An 18903-nucleotide genomic window follows, 5' to 3' on the forward strand; every position below is an offset into this window, starting at 1 on the left:
GGGCGTCTTGCTATCCGGAGATATCCACATGCAAGCCGCCACCGAAACCATCGTCGCGATAGCTACTGCCCAGGGCCGCGGCGGCGTGGGAATCGTCCGCGTCTCCGGCCCCCTCGCCGGACAGATGGCCGTGGCCGTGAGCGGACGCCAGCTGAAAGCCCGGCATGCGCATTACGGACCGTTCCTCGATGCCGGTGGGCAGGTGATCGACGAAGGCCTATCACTGTATTTCCCCGGCCCGAACTCGTTCACCGGCGAAGACGTACTCGAACTGCAGGGGCACGGCGGCCCCGTGGTACTCGACCTGCTGGTGCAGCGTTGTCTGGAACTGGGTGCCCGCCAGGCGCGACCGGGCGAGTTCAGCGAGCGTGCGTTCCTCAACGATAAGCTCGACCTGGCCCAGGCCGAAGCCATCGCCGATCTGATCGAGGCCAGCTCGGAGCAGGCCGCGCGCAATGCATTGCGTTCCCTGCAGGGCGAATTCTCGCGCCGGGTACATGCATTGACCGAGCAACTGATTTCCCTGCGCATCTATGTCGAAGCCGCCATCGACTTCCCCGAGGAAGAAATCGACTTCCTCGCCGATGGCCATGTACTGGGGCTTCTGGAAAAAGTACGCACAGAATTATCCACAGTGCAGCGCGAAGCTTCCCAAGGCGCCCTGCTGCGCGACGGCATGACCGTGGTCATCGCCGGACGACCGAATGCCGGCAAGTCCAGCCTGCTGAATGCCCTGGCCGGTCGCGAGGCGGCCATCGTCACGGACATAGCCGGCACCACCCGCGATGTACTGCGCGAACATATCCACATCGATGGCATGCCCCTGCATGTGGTGGACACCGCAGGCCTGCGGGATACCGAGGACCATGTAGAAAAGATCGGCGTGGAACGTGCGCTGAAAGCCATCGGCGAAGCCGATCGCGTGCTGCTGGTGGTGGACGCCACCGCCCCGGAAGCAGCGGACCCGTTTTCCCTATGGCCGGAGTTTCTCGACCAGCGACCGGAACCGGGCAAGGTCACCCTGATCCGCAACAAGGCGGATTTGTCCACAGAGTCCATTGGCCTCGAGGAAAGCGCGGACGGCCACGTCACCATCACCCTCTCGGCGCGCACCGGCGCCGGCCTGGAGCTGCTGCGCGAACACCTGAAGGCCTGCATGGGCTTCGAACAGACCGCGGAAAGCGGTTTCAGCGCCCGCCGGCGCCACTTGGAAGCGCTACGCCTGGCAGGGCAGGCGCTGGAGCATGGCCACAGCCAACTTATCCACAATGGCGCCGGCGAACTGCTGGCCGAGGATCTGCGCCAGGCCCAGCAGCACCTGGGCGAAATCACCGGCGCATTCACCCCCGACGACCTGCTGGGTCGCATCTTCTCGAGTTTCTGCATCGGCAAGTAATGGGGCTCGGCCCACGCCGAGTTGTGGATAACCAGGGCAAGGTTCGCTCCGGTTCTGCGTACTTTCCTTTCACTGTGCCCCTTGCCGCCGGCACTCAACCACGCAGGCATGGATTGCCGGCGCGCCGCTTCGTCCCCGAGAAAACCATCTGCGCCGATGTCGGTCTGCATGGGATGATATCCACCTGGGAGAGGTTTATGCACAGGCACCGCGCTCCGATCCGGCGTCCGCGAAGGCGCTGCGCTGTGGTCAATCTCTACCTGCTCGCCCCTCTCGAATGGCGTATCTATCCCGTTGTCTCGCCTGGCGCTATCGCCACGCGCCGGGACGTTCCGTGCACGCAAGTCAACCCGGTAAGCGGTTTATCCACAAGCCTGGAAGAGATTCTGCGAAAAGAGCTATTGCAGACCCTGGACTCCGTCGATACCGGCCAGGCGGGGCCCTCGCCTTCGGCTCCCAAGACGTCCCAGGGCGAGCACTCGGACACTACAACATGGAGATCGTAGCCAACCTGGCGGTATGGCTCGGCGGCGAATGCCATGTCGGACAGATGATCGACTGGTTCGGCAGTTACGACCGCACTAGCGGGCTCAGTGCTCGGCTACTGCTGCGCAAACCCGCTAACGAGGGCTCCGAGCGGGATTTCCAGGTCTCCGCCAAGCGCCGCTTCGAGCGCCTGTCGTCATCCATCGATACGCTGGAAAGCGGCAACGACTGAGCCTTTCCCACGCCTTTCCATCTCCTTCTTCCTACCTGGCTGCGGTCCTGCCGCGGCCCGGATACGCTCGCCTGAAACCTGTGGAAAACCCCAGGGACAGGAGGGTAGATAAACCCGCCGAAGCTCTGTGCATAACTCCACATGTTGATAACGAGCCATTCCATCCACAGCTAAAAAACGCTTATCAACAGGGCCCAGATAGGGTTTGGGACAGCCTTATCATTCGCTACAGGCTATGTCTTTACTGGGCTCGACGTACTTATCAACAGAAAAGCCGCTGCCAAGTAATAAACATAAGTTCTAAAAAGATATAAACATTCCTTTCCTTTTATTTTTTGTAAGCCCGCCGAGCCATTTTGCTCCCTCGATCTGGATTGGCTATTTTTTGTCCAGGAGTCTTCATTCAGGTTCGCTAAATCCTTATACTGTCCGGCTTTCCTGAATTCCTGCTTCTGAACAGGCCGAGGTGCGCGGTGGATTTCCCTACCCGTTTTGACGTAATCGTGATCGGCGGTGGCCATGCAGGCACCGAAGCCGCACTCGCGGCTGCGCGCATGGGTGTGAAAACCCTGCTGTTGACCCACAATGTGGAAACCCTGGGGCAGATGAGCTGCAACCCCGCAATCGGCGGCATCGGCAAGAGCCATCTGGTCAAGGAAATCGACGCCCTTGGCGGCGCCATGGCCGAAGCCACCGACAAGGGCGGTATCCAGTTCCGCATCCTTAACAGCCGCAAGGGGCCGGCAGTGCGCGCCACTCGTGCACAAGCCGATCGCGTGCTCTATAAGGCCGCTATCCGCCATACACTGGAAAACCAGCCGAACCTGTGGATATTCCAGCAGGCCTGCGACGACCTGATCGTCGAGCAGGATCAGGTCCGCGGCGTAGTGACCCAGATGGGACTACGCTTCCATGCCGACAACGTGGTCCTGACTACCGGCACCTTCCTCGGCGGACTTATCCACATCGGCCTGGAGAACTACTCCGGCGGACGCGCCGGCGACCCGCCGTCCATCGCTCTGGCGCGTCGTCTGCGTGAATTGCCGCTGCGGGTCGGCCGTCTGAAGACCGGCACGCCGCCGCGGATCGACGGGCGCAGCGTGGACTTCTCGGTGATGACCGAGCAGCCGGGCGACACGCCGATCCCGGTGATGTCCTTCCTTGGTTCGAAGGAACAGCATCCCGAGCAGGTCAGTTGCTGGATCACCCATACCAACGCCCGGACCCACGAGATCATCGCCGCCAACCTCGATCGTTCGCCGATGTATTCCGGTGTGATCGAAGGCATCGGCCCGCGCTACTGCCCGTCGATCGAAGACAAGATCCATCGCTTCGCCGACAAGGAAAGCCACCAGGTCTTCCTCGAGCCGGAAGGCCTGACGACCCACGAGCTGTATCCCAACGGCATTTCCACTTCCCTGCCGTTCGACGTGCAACTGCAGATCGTGCGTTCCATCCGTGGCATGGAAAACGCCCACATCGTGCGGCCGGGCTATGCGATCGAGTACGACTTCTTCGATCCCCGCGATCTCAGGTACAGCCTGGAGACCAAGGTCATCGGCGGCCTGTTCTTCGCCGGCCAGATCAACGGCACCACCGGCTACGAGGAAGCAGGCGCCCAGGGCCTGCTGGCCGGCGCCAATGCTGCGTTGCGTTCGCAGGGCAAGGACAGCTGGTGCCCGCGCCGTGACGAGGCCTACATCGGCGTGCTGGTGGACGACCTGATCACGCTCGGCACCCAGGAGCCGTACCGCATGTTCACCTCGCGGGCGGAATACCGCCTGATCCTTCGCGAGGACAACGCCGACCTGCGTCTCACCGAGAAGGGGCGCGAGCTGGGCCTTGTCGACGATCGGCGCTGGGCTGCCTTCGAAGCCAAGCGCGAAGGTATCGAACGCGAGGAACAGCGGCTGAAGAGCACCTGGGTGCGGCCGAATACCCCGCAGGGCGACGCCATCGCCGAGCGCTTCGGTACGCCGCTGACCCATGAATACAACCTGCTCAACCTGCTGAGCCGCCCCGAGATCGATTACGCCGGCCTGGTAGAGATCACCGGCGACGCTGTGGATAACCCCCAGGTGGCCGAGCAGGTGGAGATTCGCACCAAGTACGCCGGCTACATCGACCGCCAGCAGGAGGAAATCGCCCGGCTGCGCGCCAGCGAAGATACCCGCCTGCCTGTGGATATCGATTACCTGGGGATTTCCGGCCTGTCGAAGGAAATCCAGAACAAGCTGAACCAGGCCCGTCCGGAAACCCTCGGACAGGCTTCGCGGATCCCCGGCGTCACGCCGGCTGCGATTTCGCTGTTGTTGATCCACCTGAAGAAGCGTGCCTCTGGCCGCCAACTGGAGCAGAGCGCTTGATGTCTGCGGTAACCCAACACCACGCCGACGAACTCGCGCGCGGTGCTGACGAGCTAGGCGTCGCCCTCGACGCCGACAAGCAACGCCAGCTGCTGGCCTATCTGGCCCTGCTGATCAAATGGAACAAGGCTTACAACCTGACCGCCGTACGCGACCCGGACGAGATGGTTTCGCGCCACCTGCTCGACAGCCTGAGCATCGTGCCTTACGCCGAGGCTGGGGATAACTGGCTGGATGTCGGCAGCGGCGGCGGCATGCCCGGCGTGCCGCTGGCCATCCTGTTCCCGGAAAAGCGCCTGACCCTGCTCGACAGCAACGGCAAGAAGACCCGCTTCCTGACCCAGGTGAAGCTCGAGCTGAAGCTGGCCAACCTCGAAGTCGTGCACAGCCGAGTGGAAGCCTTCCGTCCCGAGAGCCCCTTCGATGGCATCGTTTCCCGCGCTTTCAGCAGCCTGGAGGACTTCGCCAACTGGACCCGCCACCTCGGTGGCCAGGAAACCCGCTGGCTGGCGATGAAGGGCGTGCATCCGAACGAAGAGCTGGCGGCACTCCCGGAGGATTTCCGGGTCGAAGCCGAGCACGCGCTGGCGGTACCCGGTTGCCAAGGTCAGCGGCATCTGCTGATACTGCGGCGCACAGCATGAGGGGGAACAGGGATAACCATGGCTAAGGTATTCGCGATCGCCAACCAGAAAGGCGGTGTCGGCAAGACCACGACCTGTATCAACCTCGCGGCCTCCCTCGTGGCGACCAAGCGCCGCGTCCTCCTGCTGGACCTGGATCCCCAGGGCAACGCCACCACCGGCAGCGGCATCGACAAGCACAACCTGGAGCACTCCATCTACGACGTGCTCACCGGCGAGTGCAACCTCGCCGAGGCCATGCAGTTCTCCGAACACGGCGGCTACCAGTTGCTGCCGGCCAACCGCGACCTGACCGCCGCGGAAGTGGTGCTGCTGGAAATGGACATGAAGGAAAATCGCCTGCGCAACGCGCTGGCGCCGATCCGCGAGAACTACGACTACATCCTCATCGACTGCCCGCCGTCGCTGTCGATGCTCACCGTCAATGCGCTGACCGCCGCCGACGGCGTGATCATCCCCATGCAGTGCGAGTACTACGCGCTGGAGGGACTGACCGACCTGATGAACAGCATCCAGCGCATCGGCCAGTTGCTCAACCCGACGCTGAAGATCGAGGGCCTGTTGCGGACCATGTACGATCCGCGCATCAGCCTGACCAACGATGTCTCCGCGCAGTTGCAGGAGCATTTCGGCGACACCCTCTACAGCACCGTCATCCCGCGTAACGTGCGCCTCGCCGAAGCCCCCAGCTTCGGCATGCCGGCGCTGGTTTACGACAAGCAATCCCGCGGCGCCATCGCCTACCTGGCGCTGGCCGGCGAGCTGGTCCGCCGCCAGCGCGCCAAAGGCCGCGCCGCAACCGCATAAGGAACCCGCATGGCAGCCAAGAAACGTGGACTGGGACGCGGGCTCGATGCCCTGCTGGGCGGCTCGAGTCCCGCCAAACTGCAGGAAGAAGCCGTACAGGCCGACCGCCGCGAGTTGCAGCAGATCCCCCTCGACCTGATGCAGCGCGGCAAGTACCAGCCGCGTCGCGACATGGACCCTCAGGCGCTGGAGGAACTGGCGCAGTCGATCAAGGCCCAGGGCGTGATGCAGCCCATCGTGGTGCGGCCGATCGCCAATGGCCGCTACGAGATCATCGCCGGCGAGCGGCGCTGGCGGGCCAGCCAGCAGGCCGGACTGGAAAAGATCCCGGCGCTGGTGCGCGACGTGCCGGACGAAGCGGCCATCGCCATGGCGCTGATCGAGAACATCCAGCGCGAGGACCTCAACCCGATCGAGGAAGCCGCTGCCCTGCAGCGCTTGCAGCAGGAGTTCCAGCTGACCCAGCAGCAGGTCGCGGAAGCGGTCGGCAAGTCGCGCGCGACCATTACCAACCTGCTGCGCCTGATCGGCCTGCCGGAAGAGATCAAGACCCTGCTTTCCCATGGCGACCTGGAGATGGGCCACGCCCGTGCGCTCCTCGGTCTGCCGGCAGAACGGCAGGTGGAAGGGGCGCGACATGTTGTCGCACATGGGCTGACCGTACGTCAGACCGAAGCCCTGGTTCGGCAGTGGACGCATGCCCCGGGCAAGCCTGCGGGACCGGTCAAGAGCGACCCGGACATCGCCCGCCTGGAACAGCGCCTGGCCGAGCGCCTGGGCGCTTCGGTGCAGATCCGGCATGGTCAGAAGGGCAAGGGACAGCTGGTCATCCGCTACAGCTCCCTGGATGAACTGCAGGGCGTTCTCGCCCACATCCGTTGACACACTTTGGGTTGTAGCGGGTAGTCGGAAATCACTACCAGCCAGTTGAACAGGGGGGACTCCCCCCCTATACTCTGCGCGCTATTTTGTGGGCACTTTTTATGCCAAGTCGTTGATTTGGCAGTGCCGACACCAGAAGACTGAGAGCGCGATGGAGTCCCGCATGCCAAGTCGCCTGCCGGCATTCAGATTGCTGCTCGTCCAACTGGTAGTAGTGCTTGTTGCTGCGATCTCCCTGTGGATTTCTTGGGGACCGGTAGCCGGATATTCCGGGCTGCTGGGAGGGATGATCGCCTGGTTGCCGAATTGTTATTTCGCCTACAAGGCGTTCCGTTTCAGCGGAGCGCGGGCTGCCCGGGAAATCGTTCGCTCTTTCTATGCGGGCGAAGCCGGGAAACTGATTCTGACGGCGGTGCTCTTCGCACTGGCGTTCGCAGGCGTGAAGCCACTGATGGCGCCGGCTCTGTTCGGTGTCTATCTGCTGACCCTGATGGTCAGCTGGTGCGCACCCCTGCTGATGGGAAAAACATTTACAAGACCTTAGAGCGATTGAGGCAAACATGGCAGCAGAAACCGCTTCGGGTTACATCCAGCACCACTTGCAGAACCTGACCTTCGGGCGTCTGCCTAATGGTGATTGGGGGTTCGCCCACACCGCCGAGCAAGCCAAGGAAATGGGCTTCTGGGCATTCCACGTAGACACCCTGGGCTGGTCGGTACTGCTCGGCGTGGTGTTCCTGTTCATCTTCCGCCTGGCAGCCAAGAAGGCCACCAGCGGCCAGCCGGGTGGACTGCAGAACTTCGTCGAGGTGATGGTCGAGTTCGTCGACACCAGCGTCAAGGACACCTTCCACGGGCGCAACCCGTTGATCGCGCCCCTGGCCCTGACCGTGTTCGTCTGGATCTTCCTGCTCAACCTGATCGACCTGGTTCCGGTGGACTACCTGCCGATGCTGGCCGCGAAGATCACCGGCGACGAGCACCTGTTCTTCCGCGCGGTGGCCACCACCGACCCGAACGCCACCCTCGGCCTGTCGATCTCGGTGTTCGCCCTGATCATCTTCTACAGCATCAAGGTCAAGGGCATCGGCGGCTTCCTCGGTGAACTGACCCTGCACCCCTTCAGCAGCAAGAACATCGTCGTTCAGATCCTGCTGATTCCGGTGAACTTCCTGCTCGAGTTCGTGACCCTGATCGCCAAGCCGGTTTCGCTGGCGCTGCGTCTGTTCGGCAACATGTATGCCGGCGAACTGATCTTCATTCTGATCGCCGTCATGTTCGGTAGCGGAATGTTCCTGCTGAGTGCCCTGGGCGTAGCCCTGAACTGGGCGTGGGCTGTGTTCCACATCCTGATCATCACCCTGCAGGCCTTCATCTTCATGATGCTGACCATCGTCTACCTGTCGATGGCGCACGAAGACAACCATTAATCGATTCGCTTCAACCTTTAACCAACACGACAAAAAGTCGGGAGGAAAAATGGAAACTGTAGTTGGACTGACTGCTATCGCCGTTGCTCTGCTGATTGGCCTGGGTGCCCTGGGTACCGCCATCGGTTTCGGTCTGCTGGGTGGCAAGTTCCTGGAAGGCGCAGCTCGTCAGCCTGAAATGGTTCCGATGCTGCAGGTGAAAATGTTCATCGTCGCCGGCCTGCTGGACGCCGTGACCATGATCGGTGTGGGTATCGCCCTGTTCTTCACCTTCGCGAATCCCTTCGTTGGTCAAATCGCCGGCTAATCACTCGAATCATTCGATTTGAGTGTTTGACGGACAACGAACGAGCGAGGTGTTGGCGTGAACATTAATGCAACCCTGATTGGCCAGTCCGTTGCGTTCTTCATCTTTGTGCTGTTCTGCATGAAGTTCGTGTGGCCTCCGGTCATCGCGGCTCTGCAAGAGCGTCAGAAGAAGATCGCTGACGGCCTGGACGCTGCCAACCGCGCGGCTCGTGATCTGGAGCTGGCTCATGAGAAAGCGGGCCAGCAACTGCGCGAAGCCAAGGCTCAGGCAGCCGAAATCGTCGAACAGGCGAAGAAACGCGCTAACCAGATCGTCGATGAAGCCCGCGACCAGGCCCGTACCGAAGGCGAACGCCTGAAGGCCCAGGCCCAAGCGGAAATCGAACAGGAACTGAACAGCGTCAAGGACGCCCTGCGTGCCCAAGTGGGTGCCCTGGCCGTCACCGGCGCAGAGAAGATCCTGGGTGCTTCGATCGACGCAAACGCGCACGAGCAGCTGGTTTCCAAACTGGCAGCCGAGATCTAAGCGAGGGCGCTATGGCAGAACTGACCACGTTGGCTCGTCCCTACGCAAAGGCGGCTTTCGAGTACGCCCAGGCTCATCAGCAACTGGCCGATTGGTCGGCTGCGCTGGGTGTGCTGGCCGCAGTGTCGCAGGACGACACCGTGCGCCAGCTGCTCAAAGAGCCTCAGCTGACCTCTTCGGCCAAGGCCCAGAGCCTGATCGATGTGTGCGGCGACAAGCTGAATGCACCAGCCCAGAACTTCGTCCGGACTGTGGCTGAGAACAAGCGGCTCGAACTGCTGCCGACCATCGCTGAGATGTACGAGCAGTTGAAGGCCGAGCAGGAAAAGTCGGTCGAGGTAGAAGTCACCAGTGCCTTCACCTTGAGCAAAGAACAGCAGGACAAACTCGCCAAGGCTCTCAGCGCCCGGCTCAGTCGCGAAGTGCGGCTACATGCGTCGGAAGACGCGAGCCTGATCGGCGGCGTGATCATTCGCGCCGGTGACTTGGTAATCGATGGCTCGGTGCGCGGCAAGCTCGCGAAACTGGCCGAAGCGTTGAAATCTTGAGTTTGAAGGGGCAGCGGCATGCAGCAACTCAATCCTTCCGAAATTAGTGAAATCATCAAGGGGCGCATCGAGAAACTCGACGTCGCCTCCCAAGCACGAAACGAAGGCACCATCGTCAGCGTGTCCGACGGTATCGTGCGCATCTACGGTCTGGCCGACGTCATGTACGGCGAGATGATCGAGTTCCCGGGCGGCGTCTACGGTATGGCGCTGAACCTGGAGCAGGATTCCGTGGGTGCCGTGGTTCTGGGTGAATACCAGGGCCTCGCCGAAGGCATGAACGCCAAGTGCACCGGGCGCATCCTGGAGGTTCCGGTTGGTCCGGAACTGCTGGGTCGCGTAGTCGACGCACTGGGCAATCCGATCGACGGCAAGGGCCCGATCGACGCCAAGGCCACCGACGCGGTCGAGAAGGTCGCTCCGGGCGTGATCTGGCGTAAGTCGGTAGACCAGCCGGTACAGACCGGCTACAAGTCGGTCGACGCCATGATCCCGGTAGGCCGTGGCCAGCGCGAGCTGATCATCGGCGACCGCCAGATCGGCAAGACCGCCCTCGCGGTCGACGCCATCATCAACCAGAAAGACAGCGGCATTAAGTGCGTCTACGTGGCCATCGGCCAGAAGCAGTCCACTATCGCCAACGTCGTACGCAAGCTGGAAGAGAACGGCGCCCTGGCCAACACCATCGTGGTCGCCGCCAGCGCTTCCGAGTCCGCCGCCCTGCAATACCTGGCGCCGTACTCCGGTTGCACCATGGGCGAATACTTCCGCGATCGCGGTGAAGACGCCCTGATCGTCTACGACGACCTGTCCAAGCAGGCCGTGGCTTATCGCCAGATCTCCCTGCTGCTGCGCCGTCCGCCGGGCCGCGAAGCCTACCCGGGCGACGTGTTCTATCTCCACAGCCGTCTGCTGGAGCGCGCTTCCCGCGTTTCCGAAGAGTATGTCGAGAAGTTCACCAACGGCGCCGTGACCGGCAAGACCGGCTCGCTGACCGCGCTGCCGATCATCGAGACCCAGGCCGGCGACGTTTCCGCGTTCGTTCCGACCAACGTGATCTCGATCACCGACGGCCAGATCTTCCTGGAATCCGCCATGTTCAACTCGGGTATCCGTCCGGCCGTCAACGCCGGTATCTCGGTATCCCGCGTAGGTGGCGCGGCCCAGACCAAGATCATCAAGAAGCTGTCCGGCGGCATTCGTACCGCTCTGGCCCAGTACCGTGAACTGGCGGCCTTCGCCCAGTTCGCCTCGGACCTGGACGAAGCGACCCGCAAGCAGCTGGAGCATGGTCAGCGCGTTACCGAGCTGATGAAGCAGAAGCAGTACGCGCCGATGTCGATCGCCGAGATGTCGCTGTCCCTGTATGCCGCCGAGCGTGGCTTCCTGCAGGACGTCGAAATCGCCAAGGTCGGTAGCTTCGAGCAGGCGTTGATCTCCTACTTCCAGCGCGAGCATGCCGCTCTGCTGGCGAAGATCAACGAGAAAGGTGACTTCAACGACGAAATCGACGCGGGCATCAAGGCCGGCATCGAGAAGTTCAAGGCCACCCAAACCTGGTAAGCCGCAGCGGGAGCCGCGAGGCTCCCGCCTGCTAACCCGATAGGTGTCAAATGGCAGGCGCAAAAGAGATTCGCAGCAAGATTGCGAGCATCAAAAGCACGCAAAAGATCACCAATGCCATGGAAAAAGTGGCGGTGAGCAAGATGCGCAAGGCACAAATGCGCATGGCGGCCGGCCGTCCCTACGCGGAGCGTATTCGCCAGGTGATCGGCCATCTGGCCAACGCCAACCCGGAATACCGTCACCCGTTCATGGTCGAGCGTGAAGTCAAGCGCGTCGGCTACATCGTGGTGAGCAGTGACCGTGGTCTGTGCGGCGGTCTGAACATCAACCTGTTCAAGTCCCTCGTCAAGGACATGAGCGGCTACCGCGAGCAAGGGGCGGAAATCGACCTTTGCGTGATCGGTAGCAAGGGCGCTTCGTTCTTCCGCAGTTTCGGCGGCAACGTCGTGGCAGCTATCAGCCACCTCGGCGAAGAGCCTTCGATCAACGACCTGATCGGCAGTGTCAAGGTGATGCTCGACGCATACCTCGAAGGCCGTATCGATCGCCTGTTCGTGGTCTCCAACAAGTTCGTCAACACCATGACCCAGAAGCCGACCGTGGAACAGCTGATTCCGCTGGTGGCCGATGACGATCAGGAGCTGAAGCACCACTGGGACTATCTCTACGAACCCGACGCCAAGTCGCTCCTCGACGGGCTGCTGGTGCGTTACGTGGAATCCCAGGTGTACCAGGCCGTGGTTGAGAACAACGCCTGTGAGCAGGCGGCCCGGATGATTGCAATGAAGAACGCTACCGACAACGCCGGCGAGCTGATCAGCGATTTGCAGCTGATCTACAACAAGGCGCGTCAGGCGGCGATCACCCAGGAAATCTCGGAAATCGTCGGCGGCGCTGCCGCGGTGTAAGAACAGGTTCAAAATTCAGAGGAACCAGACATGAGTAGCGGACGTATCGTTCAAATCATCGGCGCCGTGATCGACGTGGAATTCCCGCGCGATGCCGTGCCGAGCATCTATGAAGCCCTGAAGGTTCAGGGCGTTGAAACCACCCTGGAAGTCCAGCAGCAGCTGGGCGACGGCGTGGTTCGTTCCATTGCGATGGGTTCCACCGAAGGCCTCAAGCGTGGCCTGAACGTGGACAGCACTGGTGCTGCCATCTCCGTGCCGGTCGGTAAAGCGACCCTGGGCCGGATCATGGACGTACTGGGCAACCCGATCGACGAAGCCGGTCCCATCGGCGAAGAAGAGCGCTGGGGCATCCACCGCGAAGCTCCGTCCTATGCCGACCAGGCTGGCGGCAACGAGCTGCTGGAAACCGGCATCAAGGTGATCGACCTGGTCTGCCCGTTCGCCAAGGGCGGCAAGGTAGGCCTGTTCGGCGGCGCCGGCGTGGGCAAGACCGTCAACATGATGGAACTGATCCGTAACATCGCCATCGAGCACAGCGGTTATTCCGTGTTCGCGGGTGTGGGCGAGCGTACTCGTGAGGGTAACGACTTCTACCACGAGATGAAGGACTCCAACGTACTGGACAAGGTAGCCCTGGTATACGGCCAGATGAACGAGCCGCCGGGCAACCGTCTGCGCGTCGCACTGACCGGCCTGACCATGGCCGAGAAGTTCCGTGACGAAGGCCGTGACGTTCTGTTGTTCATCGACAACATCTACCGTTACACCCTCGCCGGTACCGAAGTGTCCGCACTGCTGGGCCGTATGCCGTCCGCGGTGGGTTATCAGCCGACCCTGGCCGAAGAGATGGGCGTTCTGCAGGAGCGCATCACCTCCACCAAGAAAGGCTCGATCACCTCGATCCAGGCCGTATACGTTCCCGCGGACGACCTCACCGACCCGTCCCCGGCGACCACCTTCGCCCACCTGGACGCGACCGTCGTACTGTCCCGTGACATCGCCTCGCTGGGTATCTACCCTGCGGTCGACCCGTTGGACTCCACCTCTCGCCAGCTCGATCCGCTGGTGATCGGCCAGGATCACTACGACACCGCTCGCGGCGTCCAGTATGTTCTGCAGCGCTACAAGGAGCTGAAGGACATCATCGCGATCCTGGGCATGGACGAACTGTCCGAAGCCGACAAGCTGCTGGTGGCGCGCGCTCGTAAGATCCAGCGCTTCCTGTCCCAGCCGTTCTTCGTAGCGGAAGTCTTCACCGGCTCGCCGGGCAAGTACGTTTCCCTGAAGGACACCATCGCTGGCTTCAAGGGCATTCTCAACGGCGACTACGATCACCTGCCGGAGCAGGCGTTCTACATGGTCGGCGGTATCGAAGAAGCGGTCGAGAAAGCCAAAAAACTGTAATCCTGTGCGCCCGGCGACGGGCGCTCATGTGAGGCAAGCGTATGGCCATAACAGTCCATTGCGACATCGTCAGCGCCGAGGCGGAGATCTTCTCCGGCCTGGTCGAGATGGTTATCGCGCACGGCGCTCTGGGTGACCTGGGTATCGCCCCGGGCCACGCGCCGCTGATCACCGACCTGAAACCGGGCCCCATCCGCCTGGTCAAGCAGGGCGGCGAGCAGGAGGTGTACTACATCTCCGGCGGTTTCCTCGAAGTCCAGCCGAACATGGTCAAGGTCCTCGCCGACACCGTGGTTCGTGCCGGCGACCTCGACGAAGCGGCCGCCCAGGAAGCCCTGAAGGCTGCCGAAAAGGCGCTGCAGGGCAAGGGCGCCGAGTTCGACTACAGCGCCGCTGCCGCGCGTCTGGCCGAAGCCGCAGCCCAGCTGCGCACCGTCCAGCAACTGCGCAAGAAGTTCGGCGGCTGATTTCCAGCCGGTACTTCTAGCGGTGTCAGGGAAAAGGGTAGCCTGTGGGCTACCCTTTTTTCGTTTTGCATCTTCACTCACAGGTTTTGCCTGTGACCACCAGGAACGGTAGTCCAGTCCATGTCCCTTGAAATCGTGATTCTCGCCGCCGGCCAGGGCACCCGCATGCGTTCGGCCCTGCCCAAGGTCCTCCATCCCATTGCCGGCAAGCCGATGCTCGGCCACGTCATCGACTGCGCGCGCCAGTTGCAGCCGGAACGGATCCACGTGGTGATCGGCCACGGCGCGGATCTGGTGCGTGAGCGGATGGCCGCCGACGACCTGAATTTCGTGCTCCAGGCCGAACAGCTCGGTACGGGCCATGCGGTGGCCCAGGCCCTGCCGTTCCTCAGTGCAGACCAGGTGCTGATCCTCTACGGCGACGTGCCGCTGATCCAGCTGGACACCTTGCAGCGCCTGCTGGCGCAAGTCACCCCGGACCAGTTGTCGTTGCTCACCGTCGACATGCTCGACCCCACCGGCTACGGCCGCATCGTCCGTGACGACCAGGGCGCGGTGCAGGCCATCGTCGAGCACAAGGACGCGACCCCGGCGCAGCGCCAGATCGGCGAGATCAACACCGGCATCCTCGCGGTACCGGGCAAGCGCCTTGCCGACTGGCTCGGCCGCCTGTCCAACGACAACGCCCAGGGCGAGTACTACCTGACCGACGTGATCGCCATGGCGGTCGGCGACGGTCTGGTGGTGGCCAGCGCCCAACCGCTGGACGCGATGGAAGTGCAGGGCGTCAATGACCGCATGCAACAGGCCCAGCTGGAGCGTCACTACCAGCGCCTGCGCGCGGAGGAGCTGATGCGCCAGGGCGTGACCCTGCTCGATCCGCAGCGCCTGGATGTCCGTGGCGAAATCTCGGTCGGCCGCGACGTGCTGATCGACGTCAACGTGGTGCTGGAAGGCCGCGTGGTGATCGAGGACGACGTGCGCATCGGACCGAACTGCGTGATTCGCGACAGCGTCCTGCGGCGTGGCGCGGTGATCAAGGCCAACAGCCACCTGGAAGGCGCGGAGCTGGGCGAGGGTAGCGATGCCGGTCCGTTCGCCCGCCTGCGTCCGGGCAGCGTGCTCGGCGCTCGGGCCCATGTCGGCAACTTCGTCGAACTGAAGAATGCCCGCCTGGGCGAGGGCAGCAAGGCCGGCCACCTGAGCTACCTGGGCGATGCCGAGCTGGGCGCCAACTGCAATATCGGCGCCGGCACCATCACCTGCAACTACGATGGCGCGAACAAATTCCGCACCGAGCTGGGCGACGATGTGTTCATCGGCTCGAACAACTCGCTGGTGGCGCCGCTGAAGATTGGCGATGGCGCGACGACCGCGGCCGGCTCCACCATCACCCATGAGGTTCCGGCGAAGAACCTGGCTTTCGGCCGCGCCCGGCAGAAGAACCTGGAAAACTGGAAGCGCCCGGAAAAAATCAAGAAGTAACGGAGCGGCACGGATGCCGAAGCCTGCGAAATGGATCGTGCTGGGGCTGCTCATAGCCGGGGCGGTGCTACCCGAATGGCCGCGGATACCCGTCGAAGGCGCCAGTGCCCGCGACTGGAATCCGCGAACCTTCTGGTTCGAGCCCTGGGGGCGCTCCGGAGTGCACAAGGGCATCGACATCTTCGCCCGCAGCGGCACCCCCGTACGCTCCGCCAGCTACGGCCTGGTGCTCTATCGCGGGGAGATCGCCCTCGGCGGCAAGGTCGTCCTGGTGCTGGCGCCCAAGTGGCGCCTGCATTACTACGCCCATCTCGATAGCCTCGACGCCTATCCGGGCCAGCCGGTCCTCGCCGGTTCCCGCCTGGGTGCGGTCGGAACCACCGGCAACGCGCGCGGCAAGCCGGCCCACCTGCACTACGCGATCATCACCTTGCTGCCCTATCCCTGGCTGGCCGACGCCAGCACCCAGGGTTGGAAGAAAATGTTCTACCTCGATCCCAATACGGTGCTGCCGAGCCGATGAAAAGTCATTGACGGGAATCGCCGGATAAGTTTTGATTCGCACACTTTTCTTTCGAAACGAAACTTAAGTGATCTCGAAACGTAATACGCCGCAACGTCGCCATGCCATCCTCGCGCTGCTTTCCGAGCAGGGCGAGGTCAGCGTGGACGCACTCGCCAAGCGCTTTTCCACCTCGGAAGTGACCATCCGCAAGGACCTCGCCGCCATGGAAAGCCACGGCCTGCTGTTGCGTCGCTACGGCGGTGCGGTGCCGATGCCGCAGGAACTGATCGGCGAAGCCGCACAGCCCGTCTCGCCCTACAAGCAGGCTATCGGTCGCGCCGCCGCGGCGCGCATCCGCGAGCATGCGCGGATCATCATCGACAGTGGCAGCACCACCGCGGCGATGATCCCCGAACTCGGGCACAAGCCGGGCCTGGTGGTGATGACCAACTCACTGAACGTGGTCAACGCCCTGCGCGAACTGGAGCACGAGCCGGTGCTGCTGATGACCGGGGGGACCTGGGATCCGCATTCCGAGTCGTTCCAGGGGCAGGTTGCCGAGCAGGTGCTGCGTTCCTATGACTTCGACCAACTATTCATCGGTGCCGACGGCATCGATCTCGAACGCGGGACGACCACGTTCAACGAATTGCTGGGCCTGAGCCGGGTGATGGCCGAGGTCGCCCGCGAGGTGATCGTCATGGCCGAGGCCGACAAGGTCGGTCGGCGCATTCCCAACCAGGAATTGCCCTGGAGCAGCATCCATACCCTGATTACCGACGAGCGCCTGGAACCTTCCGCGCGCGAAAAGATAACCGCCCGGGGCGTCACGCTGATCTGCGCCCCGGTCGAGCCCTGAAAGGAGAAAGACCCCATGTGTGGAATCGTAGGCGCGATCGCCGAGCGCAACATCACCCCCATCCTCATCGAAGGCCTCAAGCGCCTCGAGTATCGCGGCTACGACAGCGCCGGCGTGGCGGTCTTCGATAACGAAGGCAGGCTGCAGCGCTGCCGCCGGGTCGGCAAGGTCGCCAGCCTGGAGGAAGGCCTGGCCGGTACGCCGCTGCTCGGCCGCCTGGGCATCGCCCATACCCGCTGGGCGACCCACGGCGCGCCAACCGAAGGCAACGCCCACCCGCATTTCTCCAGCGACGAACTGGCGGTGGTGCACAACGGCATCATCGAGAACCACGAACCTCTCCGTGAGCGGCTCAAGGGCCTGGGCTACGTGTTCACCTCGCAGACCGACACCGAGGTCATCGTCCACCTGCTGCATCACAAGCTGCAGTCCATCGGCGACCTGACCCTGGCGCTGAAGGACGCGGTCAAGGAATTGCACGGGGCCTATGGCCTGGCAGTGATCAGCGCGGCGCAGCCGGACCGCATCGTCGCCGCCCGCAGCGGCAGCCCGCTGGTGATCGGCCTCGGGCTTGGCGAGAACTTCCTCGCTTCCGACCAACTGGCGCTGCGCCAGGTGACCGATCGCTTCATCTACCTGGAAGAAGGCGACATCGCCGAGATCCGTCGCGACAGCGTGCGCCTGTGGGATGTCCAGGGCAACGACGTGCAGCGCGAGACCGTGCAGTACCACGAAGGCGCCGAAGCCGCCGACAAGGGCGAGTACCGGCACTTCATGCTCAAGGAAATCCACGAGCAGCCCAGCGTCGTGCAGCGCACCCTGGAAGGCCGCCTCGGGCAGAACCAGGTAATGGTGGAAAGCTTCGGCCCGCAGGCGGCGGAGCTGTTCGCCAAGGTTCGCAACGTGCAGATCGTCGCCTGCGGTACCAGCTACCACGCCGGCATGGTCGCCCGTTACTGGCTGGAAAGCCTGACCGGGATTCCCTGCCAGGTGGAGGTTGCCAGCGAGTTCCGCTACCGCAAGGTCGCGGTGCAGCCGGATTGCCTGTTCGTCACCATCTCCCAGTCCGGTGAGACCGCCGACACCCTGGCTGCCCTGCGCAACGCCAAGGAGCTGGGCTTCCTCTCCAGCGTGGCGATCTGCAACGTTGCCACCAGTTCGCTGGTGCGCGAATCCGACCTGACCCTGCTGACCCAGGCCGGCCCGGAAATCGGCGTGGCCTCGACCAAGGCCTTCACCACCCAGTTGGTCGCCCTGCTGCTGCTGACCCTGGGCATCGGCCAGGTGCAGAAGCGCCTGGCCGATGGCGTCGAAGCCGAGCTGGTGGACGAACTGCGTCGCCTGCCGACCCGGCTGGGCGAGGCGCTGGCGATGAACCGTACGGTGGAGAAGGTTTCCGAGCTGTTCGCCGAGAAGCACCATACCCTGTTCCTCGGCCGTGGCGCGCAGTTCCCGGTGGCCCTGGAAGGTGCGCTGAAGCTCAAGGAAATTTCCTATATCCATGCCGAAGCCTACCCGGCCGGCGAACTCAAGCATGGCCCGCTGGCGCTGGTGGACAGCGACATGCCGGTGGTTACCGTGGCGCCGAACAACGAGCTGGTGGAGAAGCTCAAGTCGAACCTGCAGGAAGTCCGCGCCCGCGGCGGCGAACTGGTGGTGTTCGCCGACGAAGGCGCGGGCATCGAGGCTGGCGAGGGCACCCATGTGGTGGGCATGCCGCACATCGGCGACGTGCTCTCGCCGATCCTCTACACCATCCCGTTGCAATTGCTCTCGTACCATGTCGCCGTGCTCAAGGGCACCGACGTCGACCAGCCGCGCAACCTGGCCAAGTCGGTCACCGTCGAGTAACGCCGGCCGCGTGCCCGAGAAGCCTGGTTTTAGACAATAAAAACTGTCGCTGAACAATAAAAACTGTCGCAGCGGGACGCCGATTTGGCGTCCTTGATGCGTAGCCTCTGTATCGATGAAATCTCATCGATCAATCCAATATTGTTTTCCATGATTAGCTATGCTTTTGCGAATCCAAAAAGAAGAGACGTTGCGCTGACCTGCCCCCCGATTTCAGTACCATGTCAAA

At 62.8% G+C, this 18903-nt stretch carries 19 protein-coding genes; all 19 read left to right on the forward strand.

All coding sequences use genetic code 11. From position 1 onward, the window contains the following. The first annotated feature begins 28 nt into the window (after nt 1-28). The 19 genes from mnmE (at nt 29) to glmS (ending at nt 18674) form a co-directional block, all read left to right on the forward strand. Nucleotides 29-1396, forward strand: a complete 1368-nt coding sequence (gene mnmE / locus FOC67_RS25990; protein WP_003100248.1) for a tRNA uridine-5-carboxymethylaminomethyl(34) synthesis GTPase MnmE — start codon at nt 29-31, stop codon at nt 1394-1396. Nucleotides 1397-1889: 493 nt separating this feature from the next. Next, nucleotides 1890-2114, forward strand: coding sequence for a hypothetical protein (locus tag FOC67_RS25995; RefSeq protein ID WP_003097251.1), 225 nt, complete (start codon nt 1890-1892; stop codon nt 2112-2114). A gap of 473 nt (nt 2115-2587) precedes the next feature. Continuing rightward, on the forward strand, nt 2588-4480 hold the full coding sequence (gene mnmG / locus FOC67_RS26000) for a tRNA uridine-5-carboxymethylaminomethyl(34) synthesis enzyme MnmG (RefSeq protein ID WP_003100244.1): 1893 nt from the start codon (nt 2588-2590) through the stop codon (nt 4478-4480). Beyond that, a complete protein-coding gene (gene rsmG, locus FOC67_RS26005) occupies nt 4480-5124 on the forward strand; it encodes a 16S rRNA (guanine(527)-N(7))-methyltransferase RsmG (RefSeq protein WP_003100242.1) in 645 nt (214 codons plus the stop codon). Before mnmG ends, rsmG begins: the two co-directional genes overlap by 1 nt. A gap of 18 nt (nt 5125-5142) precedes the next feature. Further along, the gene (soj, locus tag FOC67_RS26010) at nt 5143-5931 is read left to right on the forward strand and encodes a chromosome partitioning protein Soj (RefSeq protein WP_003097243.1); all 789 of its coding nucleotides are present in this window, start codon (nt 5143-5145) and stop codon (nt 5929-5931) included. Between the two features lie 9 nt (nt 5932-5940). Next, nucleotides 5941-6813, forward strand: coding sequence for a ParB/RepB/Spo0J family partition protein (locus FOC67_RS26015; RefSeq protein WP_003100240.1), 873 nt, complete (start codon nt 5941-5943; stop codon nt 6811-6813). Nucleotides 6814-6976: 163 nt separating this feature from the next. Then, nucleotides 6977-7357 carry a F0F1 ATP synthase subunit I gene (locus FOC67_RS26020; protein WP_003097239.1) on the forward strand — a complete coding sequence of 127 codons (381 nt, stop codon included), beginning with the start codon at nt 6977-6979 and terminating at the stop codon, nt 7355-7357. Between the two features lie 16 nt (nt 7358-7373). Then, entirely contained in the window at nt 7374-8243 is an 870-nt protein-coding gene (gene atpB, locus FOC67_RS26025) for a F0F1 ATP synthase subunit A (RefSeq protein ID WP_003097238.1), read from the forward strand. Nucleotides 8244-8292: 49 nt separating this feature from the next. Continuing rightward, nucleotides 8293-8550: a F0F1 ATP synthase subunit C gene (gene atpE, locus FOC67_RS26030; protein ID WP_003097235.1), complete on the forward strand. Its 258-nt coding sequence runs from the start codon at nt 8293-8295 to the stop codon at nt 8548-8550. 57 nt (nt 8551-8607) lie between these two features. Beyond that, on the forward strand, nt 8608-9078 hold the full coding sequence (locus tag FOC67_RS26035) for a F0F1 ATP synthase subunit B (protein ID WP_003100235.1): 471 nt from the start codon (nt 8608-8610) through the stop codon (nt 9076-9078). An 11-nt stretch (nt 9079-9089) separates the two neighbouring features. Next, nucleotides 9090-9626 (forward strand): F0F1 ATP synthase subunit delta, encoded by a 537-nt coding sequence (locus FOC67_RS26040; protein ID WP_003097135.1) that lies wholly within the window; start codon nt 9090-9092, stop codon nt 9624-9626. 18 nt (nt 9627-9644) lie between these two features. Continuing rightward, a complete protein-coding gene (gene atpA, locus FOC67_RS26045) occupies nt 9645-11189 on the forward strand; it encodes a F0F1 ATP synthase subunit alpha (protein WP_003097134.1) in 1545 nt (514 codons plus the stop codon). Between the two features lie 50 nt (nt 11190-11239). Beyond that, nucleotides 11240-12100: a F0F1 ATP synthase subunit gamma gene (gene atpG / locus FOC67_RS26050; protein WP_003097132.1), complete on the forward strand. Its 861-nt coding sequence runs from the start codon at nt 11240-11242 to the stop codon at nt 12098-12100. 30 nt (nt 12101-12130) lie between these two features. After that, entirely contained in the window at nt 12131-13507 is a 1377-nt protein-coding gene (gene atpD, locus FOC67_RS26055) for a F0F1 ATP synthase subunit beta (RefSeq protein ID WP_003097130.1), read from the forward strand. Between the two features lie 41 nt (nt 13508-13548). Then, nucleotides 13549-13974: a F0F1 ATP synthase subunit epsilon gene (locus FOC67_RS26060; RefSeq protein ID WP_003097128.1), complete on the forward strand. Its 426-nt coding sequence runs from the start codon at nt 13549-13551 to the stop codon at nt 13972-13974. A gap of 120 nt (nt 13975-14094) precedes the next feature. After that, a complete protein-coding gene (gene glmU / locus FOC67_RS26065; RefSeq protein WP_003114651.1) occupies nt 14095-15459 on the forward strand; it encodes a bifunctional UDP-N-acetylglucosamine diphosphorylase/glucosamine-1-phosphate N-acetyltransferase GlmU in 1365 nt (454 codons plus the stop codon). Nucleotides 15460-15472: 13 nt separating this feature from the next. Beyond that, nucleotides 15473-15982: a M23 family metallopeptidase gene (locus FOC67_RS26070; RefSeq protein ID WP_003097125.1), complete on the forward strand. Its 510-nt coding sequence runs from the start codon at nt 15473-15475 to the stop codon at nt 15980-15982. Nucleotides 15983-16049: 67 nt separating this feature from the next. Continuing rightward, on the forward strand, nt 16050-16823 hold the full coding sequence (locus FOC67_RS26075) for a DeoR/GlpR family DNA-binding transcription regulator (RefSeq protein WP_009316056.1): 774 nt from the start codon (nt 16050-16052) through the stop codon (nt 16821-16823). A gap of 15 nt (nt 16824-16838) precedes the next feature. Further along, nucleotides 16839-18674 carry a glutamine--fructose-6-phosphate transaminase (isomerizing) gene (gene glmS, locus FOC67_RS26080; RefSeq protein WP_003097120.1) on the forward strand — a complete coding sequence of 612 codons (1836 nt, stop codon included), beginning with the start codon at nt 16839-16841 and terminating at the stop codon, nt 18672-18674. Nucleotides 18675-18903: the final 229 nt, after the last annotated feature.

It is taken from the genome of Pseudomonas sp. FDAARGOS_761 (assembly GCF_013343155.1).
Lineage (GTDB): Bacteria > Pseudomonadota > Gammaproteobacteria > Pseudomonadales > Pseudomonadaceae > Pseudomonas > Pseudomonas aeruginosa.

Excerpts from the sequence above, each read along its gene's own strand:
- mnmE (WP_003100248.1), top strand. The coding sequence starts at position 29 with ATGCAAGCCGCCACCGAAACCATCGTCGCGATAGCTACTGCCCAGGGC.
- FOC67_RS25995 (WP_003097251.1), top strand. The coding sequence starts at position 1,890 with ATGGAGATCGTAGCCAACCTGGCGGTATGGCTCGGCGGCGAATGCCAT.
- rsmG (WP_003100242.1), top strand. The coding sequence starts at position 4,480 with ATGTCTGCGGTAACCCAACACCACGCCGACGAACTCGCGCGCGGTGCT.
- soj (WP_003097243.1), top strand. The coding sequence starts at position 5,143 with ATGGCTAAGGTATTCGCGATCGCCAACCAGAAAGGCGGTGTCGGCAAG.
- FOC67_RS26015 (WP_003100240.1), top strand. The coding sequence starts at position 5,941 with ATGGCAGCCAAGAAACGTGGACTGGGACGCGGGCTCGATGCCCTGCTG.
- FOC67_RS26020 (WP_003097239.1), top strand. The coding sequence starts at position 6,977 with ATGCCAAGTCGCCTGCCGGCATTCAGATTGCTGCTCGTCCAACTGGTA.
- atpB (WP_003097238.1), top strand. The coding sequence starts at position 7,374 with ATGGCAGCAGAAACCGCTTCGGGTTACATCCAGCACCACTTGCAGAAC.
- atpE (WP_003097235.1), top strand. The coding sequence starts at position 8,293 with ATGGAAACTGTAGTTGGACTGACTGCTATCGCCGTTGCTCTGCTGATT.
- FOC67_RS26040 (WP_003097135.1), top strand. The coding sequence starts at position 9,090 with ATGGCAGAACTGACCACGTTGGCTCGTCCCTACGCAAAGGCGGCTTTC.
- atpA (WP_003097134.1), top strand. The coding sequence starts at position 9,645 with ATGCAGCAACTCAATCCTTCCGAAATTAGTGAAATCATCAAGGGGCGC.
- atpG (WP_003097132.1), top strand. The coding sequence starts at position 11,240 with ATGGCAGGCGCAAAAGAGATTCGCAGCAAGATTGCGAGCATCAAAAGC.
- atpD (WP_003097130.1), top strand. The coding sequence starts at position 12,131 with ATGAGTAGCGGACGTATCGTTCAAATCATCGGCGCCGTGATCGACGTG.
- FOC67_RS26060 (WP_003097128.1), top strand. The coding sequence starts at position 13,549 with ATGGCCATAACAGTCCATTGCGACATCGTCAGCGCCGAGGCGGAGATC.
- glmU (WP_003114651.1), top strand. The coding sequence starts at position 14,095 with ATGTCCCTTGAAATCGTGATTCTCGCCGCCGGCCAGGGCACCCGCATG.
- FOC67_RS26070 (WP_003097125.1), top strand. The coding sequence starts at position 15,473 with ATGCCGAAGCCTGCGAAATGGATCGTGCTGGGGCTGCTCATAGCCGGG.
- glmS (WP_003097120.1), top strand. The coding sequence starts at position 16,839 with ATGTGTGGAATCGTAGGCGCGATCGCCGAGCGCAACATCACCCCCATC.